We start from the raw sequence: 18,395 nt of genomic DNA on the forward strand, positions 1-18,395 counted from the left end.
ACGCGGGACGCGGGACGCGTACGCGGGAAGGGCGTTCAGGTGGTCGGGGCGTTCGTGTCCGCCAGCCGGCGCAGGCCCGCGCGGTCGGTGGCGCCCGTCTTGGCGAGGATCGCGGTCACGTTGTTGCGCACCGTCTTCTCGGCGAGGAACAGGCGCCGGCCGATCTCGGCGTTCGAACAGCCTGCCGCGATCAGCTCGACGATCTGCACCTCGCGCGGGCTCAGGCCCCGGATCGACCCGTCGGAGACGCCCGTCGGTGGTGTCAGCAGGGCGGGAAGCCGTGCCGCGAACCGGGCGCCGAGTACCAGGTCGCCGTGCAGCACCGTGCGGATCGCCGCTCCGATCGTCTCGGCGGCGGCCTCTTTCAGCAGGTACCCGCGGGCGCCGGCTCGGAGCGCGGCGACCACGGTGGCGTCCGCGCTGTCCATCGTCAGCACCAGCACCCGGGACTCCGGCGCCGCGACGAGCACCTGCCGCGTGGCCTCGACTCCGGAGCGATCGGGCAGGTGCAGGTCCATCACCACCACGTCGGGCCGGTGCCGCTGCACCAGGGCGAGGCCCTCCGTAGCAGACCCCGCCGAACCGACCACCCGTGCGCCGTCCTCGGTCAACAGTGCGGCGAGGCCGTGCCGGAAGACCGGATGGTCGTCGATCAGGACCACGGTCGGGTCGCCCGTCACGTCCCCTGCCGTCACCCCTCCTGCCGTTACTTCTTCGCCCGTCACTCCTCCGCTCCTCCGCCCGTCACTGCTCCTCCCGCCGGTCCGCGGTGAGCATGGGCGCATCGTCCAGGGGCAGGCGCGCGGTGACCGTGGTACCGGCGCCCGTACGGGCGCCCGTTGCAACGCCCGTGACCACCCGCAGGGTCCCGCCCAACTCCTCTGCGCGGGCGCGCATCGATGCGATACCGACGCCGCCGCGTCGATCGAGGGCGGTCGCTCGGCCGTCGTCCGACACCTCGATGAGGATCGCCGACGCGTCCGAGGCGCTGCGGATGCACACCCGGGCGTGGCCGGCGCCGGAGTGCCGTACGACGTTCGCGAGCGACTCCGCCACGATCCGGTACGCCGCCTGCTCCGTCGCGGCCGGTAGCGGCGGCAGCGGACCGACCTGCACGTCGACCGTCACGGCATCGCCGCCGATGGACGCGGCCAGATCGGTGACGGATCCGGCCAGTCCGAGTTCGTCGAGCGCCCGCGGACCGAGAGCGTCCACGACCTGGCGCAGGTCGGCTCCCGCGCGCTCGACCGTGGTGCGGACGACCTGCAGGGCGGCCGCCGCACCCTGTTCGTCGTGCCGCTCGAGTCGCTTGCGCGCCGTCGCCGCCTGCATCGAGACGGCCGCGAGGGACGGTCCGATGTCGTCGTGCAACTGCTCGCGGACGCGCCGGCGCTCCTCCTCGCGCGCCACGGCCAGTCGGCTGCGCGCCGCCCGCAGGTCGTCCTGCGCGGCGACCGCGGCAACGGCGGCGGCGAGCGGCGGCGCGACGCTCATCAGCAGCCGCTCGTCTGCCGGTGAGTAGCGCTCGCCGGGCGAGCGGGCAAGCACCTCCAGTCGGCCGACCTCCAGCGCGCCCAGGCGTAGGGGCACCGACACCGCGGCCGGCCCGTCCCGGCGTCCGACGAGCACCACGCCGCTGCGGACGATCCGGGCGCCGGGGCAGCGCAGCACCCGGGCGAGTTCGTCGACCGCCCGTTCGAGCGCGGGTCGCGGGTCGACGCCGCCGGCGAGCACGCGGGTCGTCGCCGCCAGCGCCGCCGCCGGGTCGCCACGTGCCCCGTACAGCCAGCGGCTCACCAGCCGCTGCAGACCGTCGCGCGCGGGCGCGAAGGCGAACGCCACCGCGGCCGTCGCGAGCACGGACGCGGGTAATCCGGGCACGCGCAGCAGGCGGCCCGACGCCTGCACGATCACCACATAGCCCCCGACGAGCAGCGCGGCCAGCGCCACCCAGACGACCGACCGGCCGATCACCACCTCCAGGTCGTAGAGGCGCAGGCGCAGCACGGAGACCAGGCAGGCGACGGGCACGAGCAGCACGGCCAGGTCCTGCAGCACGACACCGCCGACGCCGAGCGGCGGAGCGATACCCACGCAGAACAGCACGACGACTCCGGCGGCGAGCAGTGGCAGCAGTCGCCGGCGCTGCTCGGGGCTTCGCACGATCCGCCGGACGAGCACCGCGACGGCGATCGCGCTCACGGCCGCGCAGACCACGAGCGCTCCGGAGGCGATCGCGTCGCCGGGCGCCAGGGCGAAGGGATTGCGCACGGAGGTGCGGGGCCCGGAGGCGAGCCGCTCGGCGGTGGCGGAGCCGAGCGTCCATGCGACGATGCCGCCGAGGCCGACGGCGAGCAGCGTCCGCTCGAACCGGCCTCGCACCCCCTCCGGGACGACGAGGGGCAGCACGCCGACGAGCAGACCGAGACCCGGCTGCCACGTCCACTCCGCGGCCCACAGCGCGAGCACGTCGTCGGGCCGAGCCAACTGCAGGCCGGAGGCGAGCAGGGCGACGCCGTCCGCGATCCCGACCGCGGCGAAGAGCCGGCCGACGGGCTGCCGCGGGATCCTGCTCAGGATGAGGGCACCCACGAATGCCGCGACGACGGTCACGGCCGCGTCACCGAGCACGTGCCCCTGGACGAGGTTCGCAACCGTCGGCCGGGCGCAGGCGAGGGTGATTCCGACTGCGGCCAAGACCACCGAGCACACGGCGACGGCGGAGGGGGTGAGCCGCCGGCCGCCCGGTGCGATCGAGCCCACCGTCATCGCTGCAGTGTCCGCGTCGTGCCCGACCGGGTCAAGGGCGCGCGCTGCGATCCGCCAGCAGGGCCGTGGCGATGGCGCCCACTGCACCAACGACGCCGAGCAGGGCGAGCGGCCCGGTCGGCACGAGGGCGCTGATCACAGCTCCGACGATCGCCACGACGGGTGCCCACAGCGGCACGACGCGGTGCGCGCGCAGCACGCCGATCCAGAGCACGATGCCGCCGAGCACCGCCACCGGGATGGCCAGCCACGAGACGGGCAGGGCGGCGGGCGCGGCGTCGAGCACGTCGAACAGTCGCGCCTCGATCGCCGGCGGCACGTGTGCGACGGCGCCGGCCCACGCCGCATAGCCGTCGAGCACCTCGCCGAGCGCATTGCTGATGAACCCGGCCATCGCCACGACGCCGCCGATCAGGCGGAGCACCGAACCGACCTTCGCCGGGATGCGCAGGGTGACGAGCACTGTCACCACATACGCGAGCGAGCCCGCCGTGTTCAGCAGGTGCGCGGTCAGCAGCTGGTCGGCCACGGCCGGCACGTTGGCGAGCACCTGCGCATTGGTGCCGCCCAGGTCGGGGCTCGCGACGGTGCCGGCGAGGAGCAGGATCGGACCGAGCACGGCCAGCCCGAGCGCGACCCGGTGCCGCGCGACATCCGCGGCGAGAGGGCGAGCAACGACCTCGGCGGGGTCCAGAACAGTCGGGGTGGGGGCAGTCGGGTCGGGGTTGGTCGGATGTGAGGCGGTCGGGTCGGGGGCGGAGGGAACAGTTGCGGTCATGGGATGTCCTTCGGTGTCGGTCGGGGCGGATACGCCGAGCCTCGACCTCCCGACGTCCCGGGTGACAGGGACAACACGTCCCGAATGGAAGGCAGGCGGCTGCTCGGCTGCGCCGTGACAGGCTGAGCGCAGGATGACGAGCGCGACCAGTACCACCGGCGGCGCTTCGGGTAGCAGCAACGGCTCGGAGGTGGCGCTCGCCCTCGACATCGGCGCGACCAAGCTCGCCGCGGCCCTCGTAGACGAGACCGGACGCGCGGTCCGGTGGTCGAGCCGCCCGACGCTGCGGGACGAGGGACCGGATCGGGTCGTCCGCCGACTGCTCGAACTCGGCGAGCGGACCGTCGCGAACGACACGATCGCCACGGTCGGTATCGCCTGCGGCGGCCCGCTCGACGCGGACGCCGGTCTGCTGCTCGGTCCGCTGCACCTGCCCGGCTGGGATCACGTGCCGATCGGCCCGCTGGCGTCGGAGCGATACGAGGTTCCCGCGACTCTCGTCAACGACGGATCGGCGGGCGCGTGGGGCGAGTTCCGCTGGGGCGCCGCGCGAGGCACCGGCTCGATGGTCTACGTCACGATCTCGAGCGGCATGGGCGGCGGAGCCGTGCTCGACGGGCGGCTGCTACGCGGCGCCACCACGAACGGCGGCGAGTTCGGCCACGTGCTCGCCCGGCCCGGAGGGCGGCGCTGCACGTGCGGGAGGGTCGGCTGCGTCGAGGCGTACGTCGCCGGCACGCAGCTGGCGAAGCGTGCCCATGAGCTCATGGCGGAGGGACGCGCCTCCGCGCTGTCGGACCTCGAGCCGGTCACCGCCGAGCGGATCGCCGACCTGGTCGGGACGGACGACCTCGCCACCGAGCTCTGGCAGGACGGGATGGACTGCCTCGGCGCCGCCCTCACCGATCTTGTGAATGTGCTCGAACCCGAGATCGTCGTGCTGGGCGGCGGCCTGACCCGCTCCGGAGACCTGCTGCTCGAACCCGTCCGCCGCACGATCGCACAGGACGCCATGCGCCCGGTCGCCCGGACCGTTCAGGTGCGGCTCGCCGCCCTGGGTGACACCGCGCCGGCAGTCGGCGCCGGATCGCTCGCGCTCGACCGACTGCGCGCGATCGAGCAGCTCTCTCCCTCCGACCGGGGCCGCTCCGACCACCCATTGCTGCAGCGACCGAAGGAGCACACACCGTGACCGACGCCCCGAATACCGACGCGCCGATCGCGAATGCGCCGCAGCACTTCGAGCCCGACGACGTGCCCTTCGTGCCCCGGCCGGCCGCGGCGCCCGACATGACGGTGCACATGATCGGCAACGCCCACATCGACGTCGTGTGGCTCTGGCCGTGGCAGGAGGGGTACCAGGAGGCGCGGGCGACCTTCGCCTCCATCCTCGACCGGATGGACGAGTATCCCGACTTCGTCTTCACCTGCGACCAGGTGCTGCTGCTCGCCTGGGTCGAGGAGCAGGACCCCGCGCTGTTCGCGCGCATCCGGCAGCGGGTGGCCGAGGGCCGCTGGGTGAACACCGGCGGCTGGTGGGTGGAGGCCGACTGCAACCTGCCCGCGGGGGAGTCGTTCGTGCGGCAGGGCCTCTACGGCCAGCGATTTCTGCAGCAGCGGTTCGGCCGCATCGCGTCGGTCGGCATGAACGTGGACCCTTTCGGGCACCACGCGATGCTGCCCGCGATCCTGACCGGCCAGCGGATGAACGCCTACTGCTTCCTGCGGCCGATGGCGTCCGAGAAGGCCCTGCCGCAGAACCTGTTCCGCTGGCGGTCGCCCGACGGCAGCGAGGTGCTGGCGTTCCGCATCCCGTTCGAGTACCAGTCCAGTCGCGAGTCCGTCGACCGGCACCTGGAGAAGGCGCTCGCGGAGTTCGACCCGTCGGTCACCGAATCCATGGTCTTCTACGGCGTCGGCAACCACGGCGGCGGGCCGACGGTGCGGCAGATCGAGACGATCCACCGCTTCGACCGCATGGGCTCGTTCGGGGCGCTGCCGATGTCGAGTCCGCAGGCCTATTTCGATGTCGTGCGGCAGCGCGGGGCCGGCGACCTGCCCGTGGTCGACGGCGGCCTGCAGCACCACGCGGCCGGCTGCTACTCCGCGCACTCCGGCATCACGCAGTGGCAGCGGCGCGCCCACACCGCGCTGCTGGTCGCCGAACGGTGGGCCGTCGTCGCCGCGGCCCGGGACGGCGTCGCCTACCCCAGGGAGGACCTGGAGCGCGCCTGGAAGCAGGTGCTGCTGAACCAGGTGCACGACGTGCTGCCGGGCTCGGCGATCGAGGCGGCCTACGACGATGCCCGCGACCAGCTGGGCGAGGCGGTCGCGGTGGCGAAGCGGATCACCGCCCGGTCCCACGCCGCCGTCGCGCGCCGGGTGGATGTGCCGTTGGACCCGAGCACACAGCCGGTGCTCGTCTTCAACCATCACCCGTGGCCGGTCACCGCCTCGATCGAAGTGCACCTGGGGCCGGGGATGGAGGTGGACCCGGCGCGGGTGACCGATGCGGCCGGGGCGCTCGTGCCGAGCCAGGCGATCGCGTCGCGCTCGCAGGTGGGCCGTCGCGCGGGCGCCGCCCTGGTGTTCCGGGCCGAGCTGCCGCCGTTCGGCGTCCGCCGCTACGCGCTGCACGCCGCCGGGGGTGGGCGGTTCGGGGGCGGCGGGTTCGGGGCCGGCGGCGTCGGCAACACCCCTCGGCAGGTCGCTCCTGCGCCTCCGCGGCCCGATGCTGCGGGCGATTCGCTGGCGGCGCCGGTCGCGCCCCCGGTCGCCGCCCCGATCGCGACTCGGGGCGAGCACGAGACGGTGCTGGAGAACGACCTGATCCGGGCCGTCATCGACCACCGCACCGGCTGGTTCTCCAGCCTGCTCGACCGCCGCACCGGCGTCGACCTGCTGCGCGGCGCGCGCGGCGAGCACCTGCAGATCTGCCGCGATCCGACCGACACGTGGGGCCATCGCGTGGTGTCCTACGCCTGGCCGGGCGCGTCGATGGAGACCGCCCGGATCGTGCTGCGCGAGAACGGGCCGTACCGAGCGGCGGTGCGCGTGGAGCGACGCTGGCACCGCTCGCGGATGGCGGAGGAGTTCCTGCTCACGCGCGACGGCGACGCGATCGAGGTGCGCGTGGAACTGGACTGGCAGGAGCGCGCCCACCTGCTGAAGCTGCGCGTCCCCGTGGCGCTCACCGAACCGGCGGGACGCATCGAGATCCCGTTCGGCTCGATCGAGTGCCCGGTGAACGGCGCGGAGGAGCCGGGCCAGTCCTGGATCGACCTGACCGGAACGGCGCAGGACGCCGCCGGCCGGGATGTGCGCGTCGGGCTCGCGCTGGTGAACGACGCCAAGCACGGCTACGACCTGTCGCCGGGCGACGCCGGATCGGCGGATGGCGCCGACACCGGGCCAGCGGGTGATAGGTCGAGTCCGAGTACCGGCGTGACCGTGGTCCGCAGCCCGGTCTTCGCCTGGCACGACCCGACGGTGCTCGACCCGGAGGGCGTCTACAGCTACCAGGACCAGGGATTCCAGCGCTTCACCTATGCGCTCGTTCCGCACGGCGGTGATCGGCACGGCGCCGACCTCCGCCAGACCGAGCTGCATCGACGCGCGACCGAGTTGACGATGCGCCCGCGGGCGATGCTCGAGAGCTTCCACCCCGGCGACCTGGGCGACACGGCTTCGTGGGCGTCGATCACTCCGTCGACCGTGCTCGTCACGGCGATCAAGGGAACGGAAGACGTGAGCGAGGGGTCCGGTGGGACGGAGTTGATCATCCGCGCCGTCGAGACCGCGGGGGAGCGCACCGAGGCCGTGATCGACATCCCGCTGACGGGCCACCGGATCGAGACGGTCTTCGAGCCGAACCGCATCCGCACCTGGCGCATCCCCCTCGACTCGTCCGCCGCCCCGGAGGAGGTCGACCTGCTGGAATCACCACCCCAGCCAGCACTTCAGCAGGACAGCGTCCCGACAGCAGGCTCGTAGTCGACCACGGACCTGCTGTCGGGACCGTGACCTGCTGATGTGCAGGGCGACGGCCGTGCCGACCAGTCGAAACGCCGCCGAAACCCATCCGGAACATGCAGCGGCGACGATGACCGCGGTGGCCGCTCGGCCAGGACGGGAGGCACCTCATGGCCGTCGCGATGAATGTGGGCACGGCGCCCGCGCTGCTGGAGTCGAGCAAGCTGCAGCGGCATTTCGGCCGCTTCGACATCCTGTTCTTCTTGATCTGCACGATCGTCGGGGTGGACACGATCGCGTCGGTGGCGTCCTCCGGCGGTGAGGCGTTCACCTGGATGCTGGTGCTGGCGGTCGTGTTCTTCGTGCCGCAGGCGCTCCTGTTCGCCGAGCTCGGCACCGCGTTCCCGCAGGAGGGCGGTCCCTACCTGTGGACGCGGATGGCGTTCGGGCACCTGGCGGGCGCCATCAACAACTTCATGTACTGGGTCACCAACCCCGTGTGGCTGGGCGGCACACTGGCGATCACCGCGGTCGCGGCGCTGCAGACGTTCTTCAACAGCGGCACCGCGTATCCGACGGTCTGGGTGTACGTCATCTCGATCGTCTTCATCTGGGTCGCCGTGCTCGCCGCGGTGCTGTCGTTCAAGATCGGCAAGTGGATCACCACGGTCGGCGCGTTCGCACGGTTCGCGCTGCTCGGGCTGTTCACCGTCTCGGTCGCGCTCTACGGCGCGCAGCACGGCGTGCACGGGCTCGGCGGCAGCGATTTCATTCCGACGGCCGGCGGATTCGTGGCGCTCGTGGGGGTGCTCCTGTTCAACTACGTCGGCTTCGAGCTGCCGAACAGTGCCGGCGAGGAGATGAAGGACCCCGGCCGCGACGTGCCGTTCGCGATCCTGCGGTCCTCGATCGCCTCCTTTCTGCTCTACGCGATCCCGATCCTCGGCATCCTGCTCGTGTTGCCGCTCGGCCAGGTCACGAACTTCGGTGGGCTCGGCGACGCGCTGAAGACGGTCTTCACCGTCTACGGCGGCACCGTGAGCGCCGGCACCCCGACCCTGACCGGCGCCGGTCTGGTGCTCGGCGACCTGGGTGCCCTGCTGCTCGTGCTCTGCCTGTTGACCAGCGGCGTCACTTGGATCATGGGCTCCGACCGCGCGCTCGCGGTCTCCGGCTACGACGGGGCGGCTCCGCGTTTCTTCGGTGTGCTGCATTCGACGCTCGGCACCCCGGTGCGGGTCAACATCTTCAGCGGCATCATCTCCACGATCGTGCTGGTGCTCGCCCAGGTGATCACCCAGGGCGACGCCGCCAAGTTCTTCGGCGCCGTGCTGGGTGTCACCATCTCGACGACGCTGATCAGCTACCTGCTGATCTACCCGGCGCTCTGGAAGCTGCGCCGCTCGCATCCGGACACGCCGCGGCCCTACCGGATGCCGTTGTATCGGGTGCTCACCGTCGTGCTGATGCTGCTGCTCGCGTTCACCGTGGTGCAGCTGGTCGCACCTGGCGCCGGCTTCGACTGGTTCGGCGCCGACTTCCGGCCGAGCGGCTGGAAGGCGTCGGAGGGCTGGCTGTACTTCGGGACCGAACTGATCCCGGTGCTGGTCTTCGTCGCCATCGGCGCGCTGTTCTGGCGGCTGGGGCGCCCCACCCGCATCGAAAACGCGCTTGCTGGCATCACCGCAGAGGACGCTGCCGTGGCGGGTGCCGCAGCGGACGCGGCTCGATGATGGAGGAGTGAGCGCACCGGAGCGACTGCGCCCGGTCGCGCCGGGCGTGCTGATCGCGACCAGCCGGCGCGATGCGATTAACACTGTCGTCGTGCTGGGGCCGCGCGGCGCCGTGCTGCTGGTCGACCCGGCGTGGACGCCCGACGAACTCGACGGACTCGCCCGCGAGTTGCGGGCACGACACCTGCGCCCGACGGCCGGCTTCGCCACGCACGCCCACTTCGACCACCTGCTCTGGCATCGGGGATTCGGCGACGGGCCCCGTTGGGCGACGGCGGAGACGGCGCGGCGGGCTCGAGCGGACCGCGCGGCCCTGCTCACCGAATTGGGCCCCGGCCACGACCGGCAGGTGCTGGACCGCCTGGGTGCCGTGATCCCGGTCGTCGGGGACACGGTGCCGTGGGACGGCCCCGTCGTCCGGGTGATCCCGCACGACGCGCACGTTCCCGGGCACGCGGCACTGTGGCTCCCCTCGCACCGGGTTCTGATCGCCGGCGACATGCTGAGCGACATCGAGGCGCCGCTGCTCGACCCGAGCGATGCGGCCGGCGACACCTACGCGGCGGGACTCGACACCCTGGCTCCGTTCGCGGAGCGCGCCCTGATCGTGGTCCCGGGACACGGCCGTCCGGGCCGCGACGGCGTCGCCCGCCTGCAGGCCGACCGCCGCTTCCTCGCCGCACTCCGCACCGGCGCGCCCCCATCCGACCCGCGACTCCCAGCACGTCAGCAGGACAGGGTCCCGACAGCAGGCTCGTGGTCGACGGGGGACCTGCTGTCCGGACCGTGACCTGCTGATGTGCTGAGTCGACAGCTGGAGGGAGGGAGGCTGCGCAGGAACGTGGCCGAACCTGGCCGGGCCGCATCTGCTTCGGTATCCGCCTCGCTCTGCTTCGGTATTCGCCTCGCCGCCACGATGACCCTGCGCCCGCAGGGCGACGCCACCAGCACGACGGCAGGACAGGGTCCCAACAGCAGGTCCGTGTTCGACCATGGACCTGCTGTCGAGACCTGGTCCTGCTGGTGTGGCCACTGCCGGTGCCCGCCACCCGGTGCTCACTACCGGTGCTCACTACCGGTGCTGACTACTACTCTCGGCCGCATGCAGCAGCCGGTGATGCCCGACGAGTTGGGCGATCCGCCCGCCCACTACGCCCACGCCGTACTGGTGACGCAGGCATCGCGGTGGCTGCACAGCGCCGGCGTCGTGCCGGTCGACCGGGACGGCGCGGTTCCGGAGGGCGTGCCGCAGCAGGCGACGCTCATCTGGCGGAACATCGCCACGATCCTGGCCGAAGCCGACATGACCGCGGCCGACATCGTCAGCGTCACCACCTACGTCGTCGCCTCGGCGATGGAGCGGGGCCTCGGCCAGGCGATGGCGGAGCGCGACGCCTTTCTCGGCGGCCGGCTCATCGCGAGCACCCTGGTCACCGTGCCGGCGCTCGCGCAGCCCGCGTGGCTGATCGAGATCGCGGTCGTCGCTGCACGCTGACGGTCCGCTGGTTCCAGCCCGATCAGTCGGATCCGCTCAGTCGGTGAGGACCATCTCGGCGCCCCACTGCACCCCGCGCGGCACGACGATCAGCAGTCGATCCGGCCCGCCCTGCGTCGTGGTGGGGAACGTCGCCGTCGTCGGGATCCCCGCCTGCTGGTCGCCGCTGCGCGTCGCCAGGACAACGAGGCGCATGCGTCCCACACCGTCGCGGCTCGTCCGGACCGCCGACCACTCGGCGTGCGCACCTGTCGCGAGCACCAGCAGGACGGTCACCCGCCCGTGCTGGCCGGATGCGGACGGCGTGGTGATCGTGCGGGACCCCTTCCCGCGCCACTCGGTGGTGACGAACCGGGTCGCGGTGCGCAGGGCGGACAGGCTGGAGTGGGTCAGCAGGTAGGCGCTGATACCGGCGACCTTGCCGGCGGCCAGGTTCTGCAGCAACTCTGAGCGCTCGGGCGCGTCGACCCGGACCGTCGCCGGCGCTGTGTCCCGGGGGCCGGCGGCGCGGGGGAACCCGACCACGACCGCCACGGCGGCGACCACCAGCAGGAGCACCCCGACGGTCGCCTGCCTGAGGCGCCGACGCCGGGGAGGAGGCGGAGGGGGAGGCGGAGGGGCCGCAGACTGATCGAGCGACGGGTCCGGCGTCTGCGGCAGTGCGGCGCTCGCGTACCGATCCCGGTACTCGACAGCGGCACGGTACCGGGCACGATCCTCCTCGGAGGCGTCCGGCTCGTAGACGCGGCGGCGCAGCTCCTCGAAGAGAGCGGTTCGGCCGGCCTCCGACGGCTCGACCGGATCGGGGCTGACGGTGGGCACCTGCCCACTCTGCTCCACGACCGAACGCATCGCGTGCCGCACGTCCATGTGCGGCGGCCACCGGCAGTCAGACGGCGAAGTGACGAAGTGGAACGGCGCGGGGCCGCGGCAGAACGACAGGGAACCGGTGAAGGCCAGGTCCATGCCGGGACCGTAGTGAGCGGGCGGGCGCCGCTTCGACCCATCGCTCAGGGGACGCGCAGTCCGGCGAGCACCAACTGAAGCAGGCGGTGATGCCGGCTCTCCCAGTCGTCGTCCAGATCGATCCGCCAGAGGAAGCCGACGAGCAGCAGCAGATCTTGCGCATCCACATCCGCCAGCAACACACCGGCGCGCTGGTTGGGCTCGAGCAGCAGGGTGATCGCACCGAGGATCGGTCCGTATCCCTCGCCTTCGAGCTGCGCGCGGTCGACCCCGTGCAGCGCGCCCGCGAGTCCGTGCTTGATGCGCCCGTAGGCGGCGAGACGTTCGAGCCACAGCTGCAGGGCACGAAGCGGCGGGTGCTGCTCGAGCAGCAGCGGTGCGACCTGCACGAGCTCGGCGACGTCCTGGCGGTGGACCGCCATGATGAGCGCCTCGCGGCTTCGGAAGTGCCGGTAGAGCGTCCCCTGACCGACACCGGCCCGCCGCGCAATCGCCGACATCGAGAACGGCTTGTGCTGCTTCAGTGCGGCCCGCGCAACCTCGAGGATGGCCTCCCGGTTCCGCTGCGCGTCCGCGCGCAACGCTGCGGCTTCGACAACCGCCGGCCCCGCAGACACAACTGGATCGTAGTCAGCCCCGCCGGCACAGTGGATCGGCGAGGTCAATCCTTCGGCAGTACAGACTTGGCTCGCGCAACCTGGTCATCGATCTCGGGCCTCATCGCAGCGAATTGTGTGGCGTGAGTGCGGATGAACTTCTTCTGCCATGCGGATGCGACTGCGACGCGAAGTCCTGTCAGGTTCGTCGTCACCTTGCAACTGACGTCCGCTGTTGCCGCGCGTTTCTCGACTGCAGTCACGATGTTCCCGTTCCAGTCGTTATTGGCTTCCGTCGGATTCGCATACGAGAATCCCGCCTTCTGCATGCACGCACTCCACGAGGCGAATGCCTTGATGACCCGGGGATCGGCGTTCGACTGGCTCAGGCCGTAGCCGATGGCTTCTTCCTTGAGGTTCAGGATCTTCGAGGAATCACCCAGCTTCGACCTCGCCGCGCCGATGCACCCGCCCGGTGGCACAGTCCGGCCGTTCACGACACGACCGGGTGGATCGCCCATGACGACGGCGAGATAGTTCGGCGCTGATTCGGACGGGTTCTCCGTGACTCCGGGTTGCGGCGCCGCCTCGCCGTCGCTCAGCAGCCTCTCGCCAGTGTGATAACCGTACTTTCGTGCATGGACGAGGTCGAGCAAGCCGAAGAGGCGATAGTAGTCGGAGTTCGTTGCCGGAGTCGTCCACACGGGCGAGTCAAACGTCAGGCCGTATCGAGCCATGCAGGACTTTGTCAATTGATACTCCGCCGTGAGCACGGTATTGCGCGCCGCCGAACTCTCTCTGAAGGAGTCGACTGGGAGAGAAATCTCCCGCCAACTCGTGATGCTCGGGATCGGGCCGAGAGCCAACTCGGGCACGGCGGTCGGAGGGGATGCCCACGACGTTGCTGCCGACCTGAAGACGCCGGCGACCTGGGCAACTGCGACGGTGAACCCGGCCGCGGTCAAGCCGAAGCCGGCCAGCCCCGTCGCAAGCAAGGCACTCAACCTCGCAACTCGCCCTTTCCGTTTCAGAACCGGCACCCTGGCAAAGTATCAGGCTTCGCACTGCAAAAACGGACGACTGTCCGTTAATTTCGTATCCGCGATGCGCCGCCGGTCATCTGCTCCGCGGAACCCACTCCATGACGGACGACTCGCGTCGCTTCGGAGGAGCGGACCATGGCGGACATCGGCAATTCGGTGGTGGCGATCACCGGCGCCAGCAGCGGCATCGGCGCGGCGACCGCGCAGTTGCTCGCCGCTCGTGGAGCACGGGTGGTGCTGGGCGCCCGCAGCGTCGAACCTCTGCGGCGGTTGGCCCGGACGATCACGGAATGCGGCGGATCGGCGGTCTCGGCACCGACCGATGTGACCCGCCGCGAGGACCTGCTGGGCCTCGTGGCGACTGCGCGCGAGCACTACGGGCGGCTGGACGCGATCGTGAACAACGCCGGCATCATGCCCGTCTCGCCGCTCTCGGATCTGAAGGTCGACGAGTGGGAGGCGATGGTGGACGTGAACCTGAAGGGCGTGCTGTTCGGCATCGCGGCCGCGCTGCCGGTCTTCCTTCAGCAGGGCTCCGGCCACATCGTGACCGTGGCGTCGACCGCGGCGCTCACCCCGCTGCCGACGACGTCGATCTACGCCGCCACGAAGGCCGCGCTGCGCACCATGTCGGACGGGATGCGACAGGAGCTCGACGGTACGGTCCGGGTCACCACGATCGTGCCGGGGAGGACCCGCACCAACTTCTCCTCCACCACGACGAACCAGCAGGTGAAGGCGCAGCTCGAGCAGCGGAGGGACGCCCGCAGCATGCCCCCGGAAGCCGTCGCGGAGGCCATCGCCTACGCGCTCAGCCAGCCGGACGGCGTCGACATCGGCGAGATCGTCGTGCGGCCGGGCACACCGCGCGCCGCGTAGGGCCTGAGGGGGAGGGGCACGCACCCCGCTGCCTCGGCTGGCACGAACGTCGAGCCGGGGCAGGGACAATCTTCTATGCCGACCGCGCGCGCCACCGTTCCGGCCCGGCACGCGGTCGCTCGGATCGCGCGGGTCCTCGTCGCCGCGATGGTCGGTCTGCTGCTGGTCGGCGCCGCGCCCACAGAGGTCACGGCGAAGAACACCACGAGCGTGCGCTCCTTCTTCGTGCCGGTCGCGGAATCGCCCGGCAGCACCGCGCGCATCCGGCTGGACGTCGACCTGTACACCCCGGCCACCACTCCGGCGCCGGCCGTGCTGCTCGCGCACGGGTTCGGTCAGACGAAGACCGACCTGATACCGGAGGCGAAGCGGCTGCAGGCCGCCGGGTACGTGGTCCTCGCGTACACCGCGCGGGGCTTCGGTCGCTCCGGGGGCTCGATCGGGCTCGACTCCCTGGACGGCGAGGTGCCGGATGCGCGGGCGCTTACCGACGTGCTCGCCCGCAGCCCCGCGGTCCAGAAGCAAGGCGGCGACCCGGTCGTGGGCGCGGTCGGCGGGTCGTACGGCGGCGCGCTAGCGCTGATGCTCGGCGCGACCGATCCGCGCATCGACACCGTGGTCGCCGCGATCACCTGGAACGATCTCGCCGATGCACTGGTCCCCGCCTCGGCCGGCCGCGTCGCCGGCTCCACGGCGACGCCCGAGCGGGACTTCAAGTCCGGTTGGGCCTCCCGCCTCTTCGGAGCGGGCATCACCGCCGCATCGAATCCGTGCGGGCGCTTCACGCCGCGGTTCTGCGCCCTGTACGACAACCTCGTCACCGGCGGCACCCTGGGCGCCGCGGACCTGGCGCTGCTGCGCCGGTCGTCGCCGTCGACCGTGCTGGCAGGCATGCACGCCCCGACTCTGCTGCTACAGGGGCTGCAGGACTCGCTGTTCGGCCTGGACCAGTCGGATGCGAACGCCCGCGCGATTGCGCGCGCCGGAGCGCCGGTGCAGGTGCGCTGGTTCGACGGCGGCCACGACGGCGGCGGCATCGTCGGCACCGACGCGGTGATCCGATCGTGGCTCGCGGCGCACCTGCAGGCGCACACTTCGGTGCCGGCCACGTTCAGCTACGCCGTACCGGCGAGCGCGACCGGGTTCGGCCAGGTCGTCACGGCCGCGCGCTATCCAGGCCTGTCAGGCGCGGGTCCGGTGCGCCGCATCCCGCTCGCCGGCCCCGCTGCGACGGTCGTCAATCCGCCCGGCGGACAGCCCGCCTCCGTCACCGGCCTGCCCGGGCTCGGGACCGGCAGTGCCGTCGGCCGTGCCGCCGCCGGACTGCTCGGCCGTGCCAACCCGCCCGCGGAGCAGGCGCAGTTCGTCTCCGCTCCACTCACCTCGCCGGTCGTGCTGGCCGGCGCCGCCACCGTGCACATCCGCGTGCAGCCGGTGTCGGGCGGCACGTCGGCCGCGGACGCACTGCTCTACGCCCAGCTGAGCGTGCGCACCGGCGATGCTGACCGCGTGCTGCCCGGCGGCGTCGCACCCATCCGCGTCACGCTGCCTGCCGGCGGTACCGACCTCACCGCGACGCTGCCCGGCACCGCCTGGAGCTTCAGCCCCGGCGATCGGCTCACGCTCACCCTGCGCACCAGCGACTCCCAGTTCCAGGGCAGTACCACGCCGACCGCCTACCGGGTGTCGCTCGACGGACCGATCGCCCTGCCCACGGTGACCCCGGTCGCGACCGACCGCACCGCGGGCCGGCCGTCACTCGGCGTGCTGATCGGCATCGGGGCGACGCTGCTGGCCGCCCTGCTGCTGATCGCCGTGGCGCTGATCCGGGGTCGGCGCGCCGCGCGGCGCCCGGGTGCGGGGCCGGATGCGAAGGAGGAGATGCAGGTGCAGGAGGGCCCGCCGCTCGAGATCCGCGGCCTGACCAAGCGCTTCCGCTCCGGGTTCCTGGCGGTCGACGACGTGTCGTTCACAGTGGAGCGCGGCCAGGTGCTGGGCCTGCTCGGCGAGAACGGCGCCGGCAAGACGACCACCCTGCGCATGGTCGCCGGCCTGATCCGGCCCGACAGCGGTACTGCTACGGCGTTCGGCGCGACGATCGTCCCCGGCTCGCCCGTGCTCGCGCGTCTGGGCTGCTTCATCGAGGGTCCGGGCTTTCTGCCCCACCTCTCCGGCCGCCGCAACCTGCAGCTGTACTGGGCCGCCACCGGCCGCCCGCGACGAGAGGCCCACTTCGATGAGGCGCTGGCCGTCGCCGACCTGGGCGGCGCGCTCGCGAAGAAGGTCCGCGGCTACAGCCAGGGCATGCGGCAGCGCCTGGCGATCGCGCAGGCGATGCTCGGGATGCCCGACCTGCTGGTGCTCGACGAGCCGACCAACGGCCTCGACCCTCCGCAGATCACCGCCCTGCGCGGTGTGCTGCGCCGGTACGCGGAGGGGGGTCGCACGGTGATCGTGTCGTCGCACCTGCTGGGCGAGGTGGAACGCACCTGCTCCCACGTGGTCGTCATGTCCCACGGCCGGGTCGTCGCCACCGGCGAGGTGGGCGAGGTCGCCGGCGACGCCACCGAGCTGGTCATCGGCGTCACCGACATCCAGGCTGCGCTGACCGCGGTCCACGTACTGGGCGTCGAGCGGGTCGAGCCGCACGAACCGGACGGGATCCGCGTCGCCCCGGGCGACCATCCGGTGCAGGCCGTCGTCGCCGCACTGGTGAGCGCCGGCGTCGGCGTGACCGACCTGCAGCGCGGCCGCCGCTTGGAGGAGGCGTTCCTGGACCTGATCGGCGCCACGGAGCCGTCGGCGTGAGATCCGCCCCGTCCGCATGAGAATCAACGCCAGGCATCGTGGCGATCCGCGCGGCCGCTGCTGGGACCACGTCCTCGCGCGGTAGGCCGACCATGACGCGGTAGGTGTACCTACCGCGTGATGGTGACGACTACCGCGAACCCTGCAGCGATCGGGGCGCGGTCGAGCAGCCGCACGCACGTTGAGCGAAGGCCGGTCAGGAGCGCATGGGTGCAGAGGCTGAGCGTTACGGTCGGTCGATGTCCTCCATCCCGTGGAACACCCTTTCGGCTTCACCGCATCGGTGGGTCGGCGGACCCGCGCTCGACACGCTCTGGAACACTCATGCACCGGTCGGCCCTGAGGCAGATCTTGAGCGTTTCGGCGGCGGCCTCATCGACCCGTACGACGCGTGAGCAGTACCTCGGCCGTGCAGTCCACGTCGGTTCGGCGAGCAGGGAAGAACGATCCCGCGGACACCGTGGAACGTCGCCGCGGCGTACTGCCGTTCCGCGTGGAGCTGGCTCGGCAGTTGAGCCAGTGGCGGGTGCGGATCGTGCTGATCATCCTGGTGGTGCTGCCCGTGGTCGTGCGGATCGCGCTGCTGGTGGGCGGCCCGCCGCCGTCCAGCAGCTCCAGCACGACCAGCCTGGTCGCGCTGGCGCAGGTGAGCGGCGGCACGTTCGCGGCCTTCGTGCTCGTGCTGACGGAGGGGTTCCTCGTGACCCTGATCGCGGCGCTGCTGTTCGGCGACCTGATCGCCGGCGAGGCGTCGCGGTCGACCCTGAAGTACCTGCTGACCGTCCCCGTACCGCGGATGCGGCTGCTCGCCGTGAAGGTCGCGGTCGCGTCGGCGATCCTGCTCGCCGGGCTCGTCGCGCTGACCGCGGTCTCGCTGCTGGTAGGCGTGCTCTCCTACGGCGCCGACGGCATCCAGGTGCCGGGCGGGCCGCGACTCGGGCTCGGCGACTCCGTCATCCGTCTGGCGCTCACGACGGCGGTCGGCGCGGTCGGCCTGCTCTGGGCGGCCGCACTCGGCACCCTGCTGACGGTGGTCGCGGACAGCCCGCTCGCCGCGGCGGGCGGCGTGGTGCTGGCGTCGATCCTGTCCCGCATCCTCGACTCGATCCCCGCGCTCGGCGACCTGCGCGTCGCGCTGCCGACCCACTACTCCAGGGCGTTCCAGCAGTTCCTGTTCGTCCCGGTCGACCTGGCCCCGGTCGCGAACTCGCTGCTCTCGGGCCTGCTCTGGACGCTGATCCTGGGTACCGTCGCCGCGTGGTGGTTCAGCCGCAAAGACGTCTCGGGCTGAGCGGCCGAGTCCGCAGACCCGCCTGACCGCACGACTCTGCGCGGTAGGTGTGGCCTTCGCGCGGT

15 protein-coding genes are annotated in these 18,395 nt (G+C 71.9%); 9 read left to right on the forward strand and 6 right to left on the reverse strand.

Annotated elements, in window-relative coordinates; translation table 11 throughout:
* Window positions 1-35: 35 nt before the first annotated feature.
* From ACFE7H_RS06900 to ACFE7H_RS06910, 3 genes are read right to left on the reverse strand one after another with little or no spacing between them, the layout of a single operon-like run.
* Window positions 36-695, reverse strand: coding sequence for a response regulator (locus ACFE7H_RS06900; protein ID WP_375400488.1), 660 nt, complete (start codon window positions 693-695; stop codon window positions 36-38).
* A gap of 49 nt (window positions 696-744) precedes the next feature.
* Window positions 745-2,769 carry a sensor histidine kinase gene (locus ACFE7H_RS06905; RefSeq protein WP_375400489.1) on the reverse strand — a complete coding sequence of 675 codons (2,025 nt, stop codon included), beginning with the start codon at window positions 2,767-2,769 and terminating at the stop codon, window positions 745-747.
* Between the two features lie 31 nt (window positions 2,770-2,800).
* On the reverse strand, window positions 2,801-3,547 hold the full coding sequence (locus ACFE7H_RS06910) for a hypothetical protein (protein ID WP_375400490.1): 747 nt from the start codon (window positions 3,545-3,547) through the stop codon (window positions 2,801-2,803).
* A 133-nt stretch (window positions 3,548-3,680) separates the two neighbouring features.
* Between ACFE7H_RS06910 and ACFE7H_RS06915 the strand changes: the two genes are divergently transcribed.
* From ACFE7H_RS06915 to ACFE7H_RS06935, 5 genes are all read left to right on the forward strand, one after another.
* Window positions 3,681-4,739, forward strand: coding sequence for an ROK family protein (locus ACFE7H_RS06915; protein ID WP_375400491.1), 1,059 nt, complete (start codon window positions 3,681-3,683; stop codon window positions 4,737-4,739).
* Window positions 4,736-7,540, forward strand: coding sequence for an alpha-mannosidase (locus ACFE7H_RS06920; protein WP_375400492.1), 2,805 nt, complete (start codon window positions 4,736-4,738; stop codon window positions 7,538-7,540). The genes ACFE7H_RS06915 and ACFE7H_RS06920 overlap by 4 nt, the downstream gene beginning before the upstream one ends.
* A gap of 149 nt (window positions 7,541-7,689) precedes the next feature.
* Window positions 7,690-9,252 carry an APC family permease gene (locus ACFE7H_RS06925; protein WP_375400493.1) on the forward strand — a complete coding sequence of 521 codons (1,563 nt, stop codon included), beginning with the start codon at window positions 7,690-7,692 and terminating at the stop codon, window positions 9,250-9,252.
* Window positions 9,253-9,259: 7 nt separating this feature from the next.
* Window positions 9,260-10,042 carry an MBL fold metallo-hydrolase gene (locus ACFE7H_RS06930; protein ID WP_375400494.1) on the forward strand — a complete coding sequence of 261 codons (783 nt, stop codon included), beginning with the start codon at window positions 9,260-9,262 and terminating at the stop codon, window positions 10,040-10,042.
* Window positions 10,043-10,354: 312 nt separating this feature from the next.
* Entirely contained in the window at window positions 10,355-10,747 is a 393-nt protein-coding gene (locus tag ACFE7H_RS06935) for a RidA family protein (protein WP_375400495.1), read from the forward strand.
* Between the two features lie 36 nt (window positions 10,748-10,783).
* Here the strand turns inward: ACFE7H_RS06935 and ACFE7H_RS06940 are convergent, their stop codons facing one another.
* The 3 genes from ACFE7H_RS06940 to ACFE7H_RS06950 are packed head-to-tail and all read right to left on the reverse strand — an operon-like array spanning window position 10,784 to window position 13,313.
* Entirely contained in the window at window positions 10,784-11,713 is a 930-nt protein-coding gene (locus ACFE7H_RS06940) for a hypothetical protein (RefSeq protein ID WP_375400496.1), read from the reverse strand.
* 44 nt (window positions 11,714-11,757) lie between these two features.
* A complete protein-coding gene (locus ACFE7H_RS06945) occupies window positions 11,758-12,378 on the reverse strand; it encodes a TetR/AcrR family transcriptional regulator (protein ID WP_375400497.1) in 621 nt (206 codons plus the stop codon).
* A complete protein-coding gene (locus ACFE7H_RS06950) occupies window positions 12,375-13,313 on the reverse strand; it encodes a hypothetical protein (protein ID WP_375400498.1) in 939 nt (312 codons plus the stop codon). Before ACFE7H_RS06950 ends, ACFE7H_RS06945 begins: the two co-directional genes overlap by 4 nt.
* 174 nt (window positions 13,314-13,487) lie before the next feature.
* Here ACFE7H_RS06950 and ACFE7H_RS06955 point away from each other — a divergent pair, with 174 nt between their 5' ends.
* The 4 genes from ACFE7H_RS06955 to ACFE7H_RS06970 all read left to right on the forward strand — a co-directional run bounded on the left by ACFE7H_RS06955 (window position 13,488) and on the right by ACFE7H_RS06970 (window position 18,330).
* Window positions 13,488-14,231, forward strand: a complete 744-nt coding sequence (locus tag ACFE7H_RS06955) for an SDR family oxidoreductase (protein ID WP_375400499.1) — start codon at window positions 13,488-13,490, stop codon at window positions 14,229-14,231.
* Between the two features lie 75 nt (window positions 14,232-14,306).
* A complete protein-coding gene (locus ACFE7H_RS06960; RefSeq protein WP_375400500.1) occupies window positions 14,307-17,039 on the forward strand; it encodes an alpha/beta fold hydrolase in 2,733 nt (910 codons plus the stop codon).
* A gap of 239 nt (window positions 17,040-17,278) precedes the next feature.
* Entirely contained in the window at window positions 17,279-17,434 is a 156-nt protein-coding gene (locus tag ACFE7H_RS06965) for a hypothetical protein (protein WP_375400501.1), read from the forward strand.
* Entirely contained in the window at window positions 17,431-18,330 is a 900-nt protein-coding gene (locus tag ACFE7H_RS06970; RefSeq protein WP_375400502.1) for an ABC transporter permease, read from the forward strand. Before ACFE7H_RS06965 ends, ACFE7H_RS06970 begins: the two co-directional genes overlap by 4 nt.
* Window positions 18,331-18,395 lie beyond the last annotated feature (65 nt).

The sequence above is a fragment of the uncultured Amnibacterium sp. genome, from assembly GCF_964250715.1.
In the GTDB taxonomy this organism is placed as follows: domain Bacteria; phylum Actinomycetota; class Actinomycetes; order Actinomycetales; family Microbacteriaceae; genus Amnibacterium.

Bases quoted from the DNA above. Each gene is read 5' to 3' on its own strand.
- ACFE7H_RS06935 (WP_375400495.1), top strand. From the start codon at position 10,355: ATGCAGCAGCCGGTGATGCCCGACGAGTTGGGCGATCCGCCCGCCCAC.
- ACFE7H_RS06960 (WP_375400500.1), top strand. From the start codon at position 14,307: ATGCCGACCGCGCGCGCCACCGTTCCGGCCCGGCACGCGGTCGCTCGG.
- ACFE7H_RS06915 (WP_375400491.1), top strand. From the start codon at position 3,681: ATGACGAGCGCGACCAGTACCACCGGCGGCGCTTCGGGTAGCAGCAAC.
- ACFE7H_RS06940 (WP_375400496.1), bottom strand. From the start codon at position 11,713: ATGGACCTGGCCTTCACCGGTTCCCTGTCGTTCTGCCGCGGCCCCGCG.
- ACFE7H_RS06910 (WP_375400490.1), bottom strand. From the start codon at position 3,547: ATGACCGCAACTGTTCCCTCCGCCCCCGACCCGACCGCCTCACATCCG.
- ACFE7H_RS06965 (WP_375400501.1), top strand. From the start codon at position 17,279: ATGTCCTCCATCCCGTGGAACACCCTTTCGGCTTCACCGCATCGGTGG.
- ACFE7H_RS06925 (WP_375400493.1), top strand. From the start codon at position 7,690: ATGGCCGTCGCGATGAATGTGGGCACGGCGCCCGCGCTGCTGGAGTCG.
- ACFE7H_RS06955 (WP_375400499.1), top strand. From the start codon at position 13,488: ATGGCGGACATCGGCAATTCGGTGGTGGCGATCACCGGCGCCAGCAGC.
- ACFE7H_RS06905 (WP_375400489.1), bottom strand. From the start codon at position 2,769: ATGACGGTGGGCTCGATCGCACCGGGCGGCCGGCGGCTCACCCCCTCC.